General features: G+C 40.7%; 7 protein-coding genes, 1 tRNA gene and 1 pseudogene. 6 read left to right on the forward strand and 3 right to left on the reverse strand.

The features are described 5' to 3' along the window. Positions 1 to 63: 63 nt before the first annotated feature. Both HT731_RS03850 and HT731_RS03855 read left to right on the forward strand, forming a co-directional pair. Positions 64 to 252: pseudogene (locus HT731_RS03850) on the forward strand (divalent metal cation transporter); the annotation flags it as partial. A 120-nt stretch (positions 253 to 372) separates the two neighbouring features. Next, the gene (locus tag HT731_RS03855) at positions 373 to 1830 is read left to right on the forward strand and encodes an IS1182 family transposase (RefSeq protein WP_173277781.1); all 1458 of its coding nucleotides are present in this window, start codon (positions 373 to 375) and stop codon (positions 1828 to 1830) included. A gap of 111 nt (positions 1831 to 1941) precedes the next feature. Here the strand turns inward: HT731_RS03855 and HT731_RS03860 are convergent. Continuing rightward, positions 1942 to 2029, reverse strand: a tRNA-Ser gene (locus HT731_RS03860). A 161-nt stretch (positions 2030 to 2190) separates the two neighbouring features. Between HT731_RS03860 and HT731_RS03865 the strand changes: the two genes are divergently transcribed. From HT731_RS03865 to HT731_RS03880, 4 genes are all read left to right on the forward strand, one after another. After that, entirely contained in the window at positions 2191 to 2931 is a 741-nt protein-coding gene (locus HT731_RS03865; protein WP_173277715.1) for a DeoR family transcriptional regulator, read from the forward strand. Beyond that, on the forward strand, positions 2928 to 3839 hold the full coding sequence (gene pfkB, locus HT731_RS03870; RefSeq protein ID WP_173277717.1) for a 1-phosphofructokinase: 912 nt from the start codon (positions 2928 to 2930) through the stop codon (positions 3837 to 3839). Before HT731_RS03865 ends, pfkB begins: the two co-directional genes overlap by 4 nt. After that, positions 3836 to 5788 carry a fructose-specific PTS transporter subunit EIIC gene (locus HT731_RS03875; protein WP_173277719.1) on the forward strand — a complete coding sequence of 651 codons (1953 nt, stop codon included), beginning with the start codon at positions 3836 to 3838 and terminating at the stop codon, positions 5786 to 5788. Before pfkB ends, HT731_RS03875 begins: the two co-directional genes overlap by 4 nt. An 88-nt stretch (positions 5789 to 5876) precedes the next feature. Further along, positions 5877 to 8180, forward strand: a complete 2304-nt coding sequence (locus HT731_RS03880; protein WP_345889922.1) for a DNA translocase FtsK — start codon at positions 5877 to 5879, stop codon at positions 8178 to 8180. 476 nt (positions 8181 to 8656) lie between these two features. On the opposite strand, the gene HT731_RS03885 is transcribed toward HT731_RS03880, so the two are convergent. Then, positions 8657 to 9127, reverse strand: a complete 471-nt coding sequence (locus tag HT731_RS03885; protein WP_061759051.1) for an arginine repressor — start codon at positions 9125 to 9127, stop codon at positions 8657 to 8659. Positions 9128 to 9649: 522 nt separating this feature from the next. Further along, complete coding sequence (locus HT731_RS03890; protein WP_061759052.1) at positions 9650 to 11932, reverse strand: Xaa-Pro dipeptidyl-peptidase; 2283 nt, start codon at positions 11930 to 11932, stop codon at positions 9650 to 9652. Positions 11933 to 12212 lie beyond the last annotated feature (280 nt).

Genomic DNA, 12212 nt, shown 5'->3' on the forward strand with positions numbered 1-12212 from the left:
ATTTCATAATAAAAACACCCCAAAAGTTAGATTTTTTCTGTCTAACTTTTGGGGTGCAGTTCATTATTGGTCTATTCACAGGTCTTTCTTTCAATCGCTCTTCCGTTTTCAATCTTCCCTTTGATTTATTTAACTTCTAAGAAATCACTGATGGGAGAATTTACCAATGCCAAATGGAATACCATCCTTGGCTATATCGTTTCCATTATCTTAACAATTCTCAATGTGAAATTGTTATTTGATATTTTCTAAGAAATTCACCCGAGTTATAAAACAAGCATATAAGAAAAAAGATACCCAAGATTTCTTGAGTCTACTGAAAAAGTCATCAAATTGATGGCTTTTTTGTTATACTAGAGATGAGGTGAGATGATGCTTGATAATCAGTTAACTATGGATGTCAGTCCTTATTCTAGTTTGTATGATATCGTGGTTCCTAAAACCCACTTTTTACGTCAGCTAACTGAACTCTGTGATTTTAGCTTTATTTATGATGAACTAGAAAAGAATTATCGTCCCGATTTTGGGCGTAAAGCTTATTCACCGATTATGATATTCAAATATCTCTTGTTAAAAGATATTTATAAGTTATCAGATGTAGATGTGGTAGGACGTTCCTTGTCAGATATGGCCTTTAAATTTTTTCTTGGTCTAGCTCCTGAAGATTCTGTTATCGAGCCATCCTCTCTGACGAAATTTAGAAAGCTAAGAATTAAAGATGATAAACTGCTTGATGTATTGATTCAGAAGTCTGTTCAAATTGCACTCGAACATAACTTGATTAAGAGTAAAATCCTCATTGTGGATGCCACTCACACCAAATCTCATTATAATCATAAGAAACCCCAAGAAATCCTTAGAGAGCGTTCAAAAGCTTTACGTAAAACAATTTATCAACATTCAGAAGATATCAAAATAGAATTTCCAAAGAAACCTCAAGAAGATAACCTCGAAGCAGAGTTGACCTATACAGAGGAGTTAATGGCTGTGGTTGAAAAACACAAGGAACTCTTAGCCCTACCGGCTGTTTCTCAAAAGTTCAATTACCTAAAAGAGGCTGTCGAGGACGACTTAGAACATTTGGAAGCTTCTGTTAAGGAGGAGGCTAGGCTTGGACATAAGACAGCCGACACCTCTTTCTATGGATATAAAAGTCATATCGCTATGACGGATGAACGGATTATTACTGCTTGCGTGGTCACTTCTGGTGAACAAAGCGATGGGAAATATTTACCTGAGTTATATGCCAAAACAAAGGAAAATAGTCTGGACATCGAGACTATTATTGGTGATGCGGCTTATTCAGGAAAGGACAACATTCAACTAGCTCGCAAAGAAAAGATTCATTTGGTTTCAAAACTGAATCCTTCTGTTTCAAAAGGTTACCGTAAAGAAGAGGATGCGTTTGAATTTAATAAAGATGCAGGGCTATTTGTCTGTCCAGAAGGACACATGGCTGTTCGCAAAGCAAGGACAGGGAAAAAATATCAAAATAAGAATCAAGTTGTCACTCATTACTTTGACATTGAGAAGTGCAAGAGTTGCCTTTCCAAGGAAGGATGTTATAAGGAGGGGGAAAAGTCTAAAACTTATTCAATAGCCATTAAGAGTGACGACCATCTTTTCCAGAAGAAATTTCAGGAAACACCTTATTTTAAAGAAATGGCCAGACATCGCTATAAAATCGAAGCAAAGAATGCCGAACTAAAACAGAGACATGGCTTTGATGTCGCGAGAGCATCGGGTCTTTTCAGCATGGAGTTACAGGCAGCCACAACCATCTTCGTGGTCAATATGAAACGAATTATGACCTTAATAAATACAAAATAACCGAGGAACTCGCTCAAATTAACGAGAGATTCCCCGGTTTTCATTTCATTAAAAGTAAGAGACCTATTTTTTCAGTGGACTCGATTTCTTGGGTATCTTTTTTAAAATAAACGGAAGACATGGGATTCGAACCCACGCACGCTGTTACACGCCTACCGCGTTTCCAACACGGCCTCTTAAGCCTCTTGAGTAATCTTCCAATACCTACTCAAATAGTCTACCATAAAGGACCTTATCTTGCAATAAAAATTCTGGAAATAAGAAAAATGATAGAATTTGAAAGAAAATGGTAAAAAATGCTTGACTTTGAAAGAAAGTGTGATAGAATGAATAGTGTAAACGATAACAGGAGGTGATTCAGTGTTAAAAACAGAGCGTAAACAGCTGATTTTAGAGGAGTTACATCAACATCATGTAGTTTCTCTAGAAAAATTAGTTAGTTTGCTAGAAACATCAGAATCAACGGTTCGAAGAGACTTGGATGAGTTGGAAGCGGAAAACAAGCTTCGTCGTGTACATGGTGGAGCAGAATTACCCCACTCCTTGCAGGAAGAAGAAACCATTCAAGAAAAATCTATCAAAAACCTTCAAGAAAAGAAGTTGCTAGCTCAGAAAGCAGCCTCTCTCATCAAGGAACAAGATGTCATCTTTATCGATGCTGGAACAACAACTGCCTTTTTGATTCATGAATTGGTTAATAAGAATGTTACAGTCGTGACCAACTCCATTCACCATGCCGCTCAGTTGGTTGAAAAACAGATTCCAACTGTCATGGTTGGAGGAAGTGTCAAGATGGCGACAGATGCGAGCATCGGGGGAGTTGCTCTTAACCAGATTAACCAATTGCACTTTGACCGTGCCTTTATCGGGATGAATGGTGTGGACGATGGCTATTATACGACTCCTGATATGGAGGAGGGGGCTGTGAAGCGTGCTATTTTAGAGAATGCCAAACAGACCTATGTCTTGGTGGATTCGTCTAAAATTGGACAAACTTGCTTTGCCAAGGTAGCACCACTCAAGCGAGCTATTGTTATCACAAGCCAAGGGCATGATCTCTTGCAGGCTATTAAGGAGAAAACGGAGGTAATAGAAGTATGATTTATACAGTCACACTCAATCCATCCATTGACTATATTGTTCGTTTGGACCAAGTTCAAGTCGGTAGTGTCAATCGTATGGACAGTGATGATAAGTTTGCTGGTGGGAAAGGAATCAATGTCAGTCGTGTCTTGAAACGTTTGGATATTTCAAATACAGCGACGGGATTTATCGGTGGCTTTACTGGTAAATTTATCACAGATACTCTGGCAGAAGAGCAAATTGAAACACGCTTTGTTCAAGTGGCAGAAGATACTCGTATCAATGTTAAGATTAAAGCGGACCAAGAAACAGAAATCAACGGAACGGGTCCAACTGTTGAACCGGCTCAGTTAGAAGAATTGAAAGCTATTTTGTCTAGTTTAACTGCAGATGATACAGTTGTCTTTGCGGGTTCAAGTGCTAAAAATCTAGGCAATGTCATCTATAAGGATTTGATTGCCTTGACACGCAAGACTGGTGCGCAAGTTGTTTGTGACTTTGAAGGACAGACCTTGATTGATAGTTTGGACTATCAGCCACTTTTGGTCAAACCAAACAATCATGAACTTGGAGCGATTTTTGGGGTTAAACTCGAAAGTTTAGATGAAATTGAGAAATACGCTCGTGAGTTACTGGCTAAAGGCGCTCAAAACGTCATTATCTCTATGGCTGGCGACGGTGCCCTTCTTGTCACATCTGAGGGAGCTTACTTTGCTAAACCAATCAAGGGAACTGTGAAAAATTCAGTTGGAGCTGGTGATTCTATGGTAGCTGGATTCACAGGTGAATTTGTCAAATCCAAAGACGCGGTAGAAGCCTTCAAATGGGGAGTGGCTTGTGGAACGGCAACCACCTTCTCAGATGACTTGGCAACAGCGGACTTTATTAAAGAAACATATGAAAAAGTTGAGGTAGAAAAACGATGAAAATTCAAGATCTATTGAGAAAAGATGTCATGTTGCTGGATTTGCAAGCAACTGAAAAAACTGCTGTCATAGAAGAGATGATTAAAAGTCTGGTAGATCACGGTTATGTGACAGATTTTGAAACTTTTAAAGAAGGAATTTTAGCGCGTGAAGCTTTGACTTCTACTGGTTTGGGTGACGGAATCGCAATGCCTCACAGTAAAAATGCTGCCGTCAAAGAAGCGACTGTTCTCTTTGCTAAGTCAAACAAGGGTGTTGACTATGAGAGCTTAGATGGGCAAGCAACTGACCTCTTCTTTATGATTGCAGCTCCAGAAGGTGCCAATGATACTCACTTGGCAGCATTGGCAGAATTGTCTCAATACTTGATGAAAGACGGTTTTGCTGACAAACTTCGCCAAGCAACATCAGCTGACCAAGTCATTGAGCTTTTTGACCAAGCTTCAGAAAAAACTGAGGAACCTGTTCAAGCGCCTGCAAATGAAACTGGTGACTTTATCGTAGCTGTTACAGCTTGTACGACAGGTATTGCCCACACTTACATGGCCCAAGAAGCCCTTCAAAAAGTGGCTGCTGAAATGGGTGTTGGAATTAAGGTGGAAACCAACGGAGCTAGCGGTGTTGGTAACCAACTAACTGCTGAGGACATCCGCAAGGCTAAAGCTGTTATCATCGCTGCAGACAAGGCGGTTGAAATGGATCGTTTCGATGGCAAACCATTGATTAATCGTCCAGTTGCTGACGGTATCCGTAAGACAGAAGAGTTAATAAACTTGGCTCTTTCAGGAGATGCTGAAGTTTATCGTGCTGCAAACGGAGCAAAAGCTACAACAGCCTCTAACGAAAAACAAAGCCTTGGTGGTGCCTTCTACAAACACTTGATGAGTGGTGTATCTCAAATGTTGCCATTCGTTATCGGTGGTGGTATCATGATTGCCCTTGCCTTCTTGATTGACGGTGCTTTGGGTGTTCCGAATGAAAATCTTGGCAATCTTGGTTCCTACCATGAACTAGCTTCTATGTTCATGAAAATTGGTGGCGCTGCCTTTGGTTTGATGCTTCCAGTCTTTGCGGGTTATGTTGCCTACTCTATCGCTGAAAAACCAGGTTTGGTAGCAGGTTTTGTGGCTGGTGCCATTGCCAAAGAAGGTTTTGCCTTTGGTAAAATCCCTTATGCTGCAGGTGGTGAAGCAACTTCAACTCTTGCAGGTGTCTCATCTGGTTTCCTAGGTGCCCTTGTGGGTGGATTTATAGCAGGTGCCTTGGTTCTTGCTATCAAGAAATACGTTAAAGTTCCTCGTTCACTTGAGGGTGCAAAATCAATCCTTCTTTTGCCACTTCTTGGAACAATCTTGACTGGATTTGTCATGCTAGCTGTGAACATCCCAATGGCAGCAATCAACACTGCTATGAATGACTTCCTAGGTGGTCTTGGAGGAGGTTCAGCAGTCCTTCTTGGTATCGTCCTTGGTGGAATGATGGCTGTTGACATGGGTGGACCAGTAAACAAAGCGGCTTATGTTTTTGGTACAGGTACGCTTGCAGCGACTGTTTCTTCAGGTGGTTCTGTAGCCATGGCAGCAGTTATGGCTGGAGGAATGGTGCCACCACTTGCAATCTTCGTTGCAACTCTTCTTTTTAAAGATAAATTTACTAAAGAAGAACGCAACTCTGGTTTGACAAACATCATCATGGGCTTGTCATTTATCACTGAGGGAGCAATTCCATTTGGTGCCGCTGACCCAGCTCGTGCTATCCCAAGCTTCATTCTTGGTTCAGCAGTAGCAGGTGGCCTCGTTGGTCTTACTGGTATCAAACTCATGGCGCCACATGGAGGAATCTTCGTTATTGCGCTTACTTCAAATGCCCTCCTTTACCTCGTTTCTGTCTTGGTAGGAGCAATCGTGAGTGGTGTGGTCTATGGTTACCTACGCAAACCACAAGCATAAAAATTAGATAGAAAATGAAAAGATTGGACCGTTTGGTGCAGTCTTTTTCTCTTTCCGAAATGCCTGTGAAATATGGTATAATAGAAGAATGGCAAACAAGAATACAAGTAAAACAAGACGGAGACCGTCAAAAGCAGAACTCGAAAGAAAAGAAGCGATTCAACGGATGTTGATTTCGTTGGGAATCGCGTTTTTATTGATTTTCGCAGCCTTCAAATTAGGGGCTGCAGGTATCACCCTTTACAATTTAATCCGCTTGCTGGTGGGTAGCCTAGCCTATCTGGCAATATTTGGCATCCTGCTCTATCTCTTCTTTTTCAAGTGGATACGAAAACAGGAAGGACTCCTATCTGGATTTTTCACCATATTTACAGGTTTGCTCTTGATTTTTGAGGCCTACTTAGTTTGGAAATATGGCTTGGACAAGTCTGTTCTAAAGGGAACCATGGCTCAGGTTGTGACGGATTTGACTGGTTTTCGAACGACCAGTTTTGCTGGAGGGGGCTTGATTGGGGTCGCTCTTTATATGCCAACCGCCTTTCTTTTTTCAAATATCGGTACTTACTTTATTGGTTCTATCTTGATTTTAGCAGGCGCTCTCCTAATCAGTCCTTGGTCTGTTTATGATATTGCTGAATTCTTCAGTAGAGGATTTGCCAAATGGAGAGAAGGGCATGAGCATCGAAAAGAGGAACGCTTTGTCAAACAAGAAGAAAAAGCTCGCCAAAAGGCTGAGGAAGAGGCTAGATTAGAACAAGAAAAGACTGAAAAAGCCTTACTCGATTTGCCTCCTGTTGATATGGAAACGGGTGAAATTCTGACTGATGATGTTGTGATTGACGTTCCACCTATTCCAGAAGAAGAGTGTGTGGAACCAGAAATCATCCTACCTCAAACTGAACTGGAATTCCCTGAACAGGAAGACGGTTCTGATGATGAAGATGTTCAGGTCGATTTTTCAGCTAAGGAAGCCCTTGAATACAAACTTCCAAGCTTGCAACTCTTTGCTCCAGATAAACCAAAGGATCAGTCTAAAGAGAAGAAAATTGTCCGAGAAAATATCAAAATTCTAGAAGAAACCTTTGCTAGCTTTGGTATCAAGGTAACAGTTGAACGGGCTGAAATTGGGCCATCGGTGACCAAGTATGAAGTCAAACCAGCAGTCGGTGTACGGGTCAACCGCATTTCCAATCTGGCAGACGACCTCGCTCTAGCCTTGGCGGCCAAGGATGTCCGAATCGAGGCACCGATCCCAGGAAAATCTCTTGTCGGAATAGAAGTACCTAACTCTGAAATTGCAACCGTTTCTTTCCGCGAACTATGGGAACAATCTCAAACGAAAGCAGAAAATCTTTTGGAAATTCCTCTAGGGAAGGCAGTTAATGGCATCGCAAGAGCTTTTGACCTTTCTAAAATGCCCCACTTGCTCGTTGCAGGTTCAACGGGTTCAGGGAAGTCAGTAGCAGTTAACGGCATTATCGCTAGCATTCTCATGAAGGCCAGACCTGACCAAGTCAAATTTATGATGGTCGACCCCAAGATGGTTGAGTTGTCCGTTTACAATGATATTCCCCACCTCTTGATTCCAGTTGTAACCAATCCGCGTAAGGCCAGCAAGGCTCTGCAAAAGGTCGTGGATGAAATGGAAAATCGTTATGAACTTTTTGCCAAGGTAGGAGTCCGTAATATTGCAGGCTTTAATGCCAAGGTAGAAGAGTTTAATGCCCAGTCTGAATACAAGCAGATTCCGCTACCTCTCATTGTCGTGATTGTGGATGAGTTGGCTGACCTCATGATGGTGGCAAGCAAGGAAGTGGAAGATGCTATCATCCGTTTAGGACAGAAGGCGCGTGCTGCAGGTATCCACATGATTCTTGCAACCCAGCGTCCATCCGTTGACGTCATTTCTGGTCTGATCAAGGCCAATGTCCCATCTCGAGTGGCTTTTGCGGTATCATCAGGTACAGATTCCCGCACTATCTTGGATGAAAATGGAGCAGAAAAACTGCTTGGCCGAGGGGACATGCTCTTTAAACCGATTGATGAAAATCATCCAGTTCGTCTCCAAGGCTCCTTTATCTCGGATGATGATGTTGAACGCATCGTAAACTTCATCAAGGCTCAGGCAGATGCGGACTACGATGAGAGTTTTGATCCAGGTGAGGTTTCTGAAAATGAAGGAGAATTTTCAGATGGTGAAGCTGGTGGAGATCCGCTTTTTGAAGAAGCCAAGGCTCTAGTCATTGAGACTCAGAAAGCCAGCGCATCCATGATTCAGCGTCGTTTGTCAGTTGGATTTAACCGTGCGACTCGTCTTATGGAAGAACTGGAGATGGCAGGTGTCATCGGTCCAGCTGAAGGTACCAAACCAAGAAAAGTATTGCAGCAATAAATTTCTCTATGTCACTTATAGTGAGTTAAACAAAGGATAAAATTGGATAGGATAATCGTGAGAATTCATTGACAAAGTCATCATTTGATGGCTTTTTTCTATATTATAGTATATCTAATCTAGAATAGTACAATGCCACTTCTAAAACATAAAATTGATTTGAATTTCTCAATAAACTTGTTCACATCTTATTTCAATCTACTATACTATATATCAAGATGAAACGGATTTAGAATTTCTTTTAGATATATGAAGACTCCCCCTATAGTTTCTAGTGAAGGTTGATTTTTCACTAGAAACTATAAGGGGAGCTTTTGTACTTAAGTATGAGATTGATTTCTCTCTTTTGTTTTATTAAAATGCATAGCTTACTTTTTAGTGGGCATCAGCTATTGTATTCTCCAGATGTTAGCTGACATCAATATACTGCTGCTTAAAATTTTGAGAGTTTTGTAGATTTTGAGTTTAGTTTCTGTTTACTCACCAAAGAAAAATGGTGGGGTGAATTTTTTCAGTTCTTCAAAGCATTTTTGAGCAGCCTCTGCATCTTCACAGATGACCAGACAGACATCGTCACCAGAGAGGGTAGCGATAGCGTCAGGGAAGTTCAAAGCATCAATGATAGAACCAAAGGATTGAGCAAGTCCAGGAAGGGTTTTCAACAGGACTTGGTTCTGAACTGGGCGCATCAAGACGAGAGCATCTTCCATGTAGATTTCAAGACGTTTTTCCCATTTTGAGATGGAACCAGTATTGAGAACGTAGTAGGAATTATCTTCCTCACGTACCTTTGAGAGATTCATACTTTTAATATCTCTCGAAAGTGTAGCTTGTGTAACTTGAATGTCATTATCAGCAAGAAGAGCTTGTAACTCAGCTTGTGTGTGAATCTTATTTTTCGTTACAAGAGCTCGTATGAGTTGGTGTCGGTGTTCAGATTTATTCATATAATGTTACTCCTTGTACTAGGTACAGAAAGCGTGGACTGAACGAGATCGTCAGTCGGGTGGTAAGCGGTATTGTCACGTATGATGATTTCAAAGTCAGTAGTAATTTAGAACGATACGGAGAGAATCTCCTTCTTTTAACTTGTCACTAGTTGGGTGCAGATAAATGAGAAATTTATTCGTTCATCTACATTGCTGTTCTCTACTAACAGTAAATCATTAAATTAGGGTAGCTTTTTGTCACGACTTGTTGTGAATTTACGCCAAATGGCAATTCACAGAGTTTGTCCAACATGTGGTGTGGTAGCGTGTATGATAGAGGGTCACACATGTTGGTTATGGGGCGGTATCTTTTGTTCAAGATCCAGTAGTAGGACATCTAATAGCCTTAATTTGAACTGGATTTGATACCAAGTTGTAGTTTTTTTCGACTGTTCAAGTGGGTGTCTCTAATGCTAGGAAGGTCAGTGGGTCTTGGATTGACTTGTCCTTAGAAACCTTCCATATTGAAAGTCAGGTACCTTATACATTTTGACAAGGTAGGATAAGAGTAGACTGTTCAAGATCGACAGTCAGGTGGTAAGCGGTATTGTCACGGATCGTGATTTCAAAGTCAGTAGTATAGAGAACTAAACGGAGAGTGTCTCCTTCTTTTAACTTGTAAATAGTTGGTTGCAGTTCAAATTGCACCTCCATCCATTCATCTGCATTAATATCCTCTACTAACAGTAAATCATTTCTATTCTGTAAATTGAGGTAACCTTTTGTCACGACTCGTTGTGCATCTGGTCTAAATTGTAATTCACAGAGATTTTCCAGCATATGATAGCGGCCGTTGTCAATGGTTCTAGCACTTAAAACAGCTGGATAAGGTTGTAGGTATTTCTTTTGACCAAGTTCCAGTAGTTGAGCAGATAAGAGCCCCTTGTTTGTACTGGATTTGATACGAAGATTGAGCTGAGCGCGACCGTTCAGGTGGAGATTTTTGGTTACAGGAAGGTCAATGGTAATCTGATTGACTTTTCCTTGATAAAGTTCCGTATTGAAGGTCTGGTAGGTCTTGCCATAACGCTCAAAATCCTTATCTGAGTACTGGTTTTGAATTACTTGCTCTTCTTGACCAAGTGAGAAGGTTTCAAAGTTTTCTTGCCCACCTAAGTTATCAAGTGATAACCAAGTCTGAGGGGTTGTATTGTCCTGCCAAATGACAGTAGGAAGTTGGAAATCTGTTTCCTGTCCCAGTAATTTCTTAGTCAATAAGGCATTCATGGACTCACGGAAGTCAATGGACTGCCAGTTGTTCATATAAACATGGGCACCATTATGGAAAAAGAGGTGCTTGTTGATATGAGCAGGAAGAGCATGGAACATCTGGTAAACATGAAGTGGTTTGACATTCCAATCCTGAGAACCGTGGGTAAAGACAACCTCTGCCTTTACTTTATGGGCATTGAGCAGATAGTTGCGGTCATGCCAAAACTGGTTATAGTCGCCGGTCTTGCGATCCAGTTGTTCCTTTACTTTTTCTAAGTCAGCTTGGTGAGCTTCATTACCTCGGATATAGTCGCCAGCCAAGAGATTTCGTGAGTAGGTTAGTTCAGCAAGGGAGTCAAAGTCCTCACCTGGATAGCCACCTGGACTGGTCACCAGACCGTTTTCACGATAGTAGTTGTACCATGAGGAGATACCAGCTTCGGCGATGATAACCTCTAAGCCATCGATACCTGTAGTAGCAAGACCATTTGACATGGTACCTAGATAGGAAAGTCCAGTTGTGGCTACTTTTCCGTTTGACCAGTCAGCCTTTACTTGACGCTGGCGCGTGTGGTCAGTAAAGGCACGGCAACGGCCATTAAGCCAATCGATGACATTTTTATAAGCCTCAATTTGTTGGTAGTCTCCATTAGTCATGAAACCAGTAGAGTCTTTGGTACCAACACCTGAAACATAGAGATTAGCAAAACCTCGTGGGAGGAAGTAGTCGTTGAGTGTATAACTAGCGTTGATGTGCGTTAGCTTTTCCTCAGCTTCTGACACAAGCTCAGCTTGGCCTTGAGGTTGGACGAGATTTAGTTGAGGTTCTTCTAGCTCAATCTTGTGAGCAGGTTTGACCTCAAGCTGGCCCTCCATCTTGTAGAGAGCCTTGTCGCTCGCCTTGTCATTTGTTCCCTGATGGTAGGGACTAGCTGTCATGATAGCAGGGATCTGTCCATCAAAACGAGGTCGAATGATGCTGACCTTGACTAAGTCAGGTAAACCCTTTTGGTCAGTATCGACACGAGACTCAACGTAGACCACTTCTCGAATGACATCGTGGCTAGAAAAAGTAGCCAAACTCTTACCGTTAAAGTAATGATAGGTATTATCTTCAGGGATAAGACCGTCACTTACCAGTTGATCAATCAGGAGATTTCCTTTTTTGGTCCGAGTATTGAGTAACTGATAGAGATTTTCAATCAAGTCACCGTATACGATGGGAAAACCAGTTTCTTTACGGAAAACGTCACTGTCTTCGAAGTCAACCAAATAAGAAAAGCCTAAAAGTTGAAAAGCAACAGTATAAAAAATATCTGCTGTCAATTCATCTTCTGATTGAAAAAATGTCAGCAAGTCAGTTTCTTTATCAACTGCCAAACTGGATAGAGGATAGGTACTATCTTTATAAGTAAAAAAGAAACGACTTAAAAAAGCCTCTAACATCTTTTTATCTGCCATATCAGATGGAAAATCAAATCCATACTTTTTTAATTCATATAAAATAGTATTTCTTGGAAGTGCTAAATAGCTGAATTGATTAAAGCGCATATAACCTCCTTATAAAACAATAATTAAGGTTATTATATCAAAAAAATAGGATAAAGGGAATCGTTAAATGAGAAAGAAATTAATTCAATAATAATGAATATGATTTATATGAAAAATAGGTACAACTCTATAGCCTAAAACAAGTTATCATAATGAATAGATTAACTGGATATGTATTTCTATTTTAAAAGATATATTCATTTCTTGGGATAAAAAAGTAAAAAAATTACCGGAGCATTTGATTCTTTAAATGTATTTTTACTTTTTTCGTTCAAAAAAT

The sequence above is a fragment of the Streptococcus sp. k-163 genome (assembly GCF_013277555.1).
GTDB lineage: Bacteria > Bacillota > Bacilli > Lactobacillales > Streptococcaceae > Streptococcus.

Bases quoted from the DNA above. Each gene is read 5' to 3' on its own strand.
- HT731_RS03855 (WP_173277781.1), top strand. From the start codon at position 373: ATGCTTGATAATCAGTTAACTATGGATGTCAGTCCTTATTCTAGTTTG.
- HT731_RS03875 (WP_173277719.1), top strand. From the start codon at position 3,836: ATGAAAATTCAAGATCTATTGAGAAAAGATGTCATGTTGCTGGATTTG.
- HT731_RS03890 (WP_061759052.1), bottom strand. From the start codon at position 11,932: ATGCGCTTTAATCAATTCAGCTATTTAGCACTTCCAAGAAATACTATT.
- HT731_RS03885 (WP_061759051.1), bottom strand. From the start codon at position 9,127: ATGAATAAATCTGAACACCGACACCAACTCATACGAGCTCTTGTAACG.
- pfkB (WP_173277717.1), top strand. From the start codon at position 2,928: ATGATTTATACAGTCACACTCAATCCATCCATTGACTATATTGTTCGT.
- HT731_RS03880 (WP_345889922.1), top strand. From the start codon at position 5,877: ATGGCAAACAAGAATACAAGTAAAACAAGACGGAGACCGTCAAAAGCA.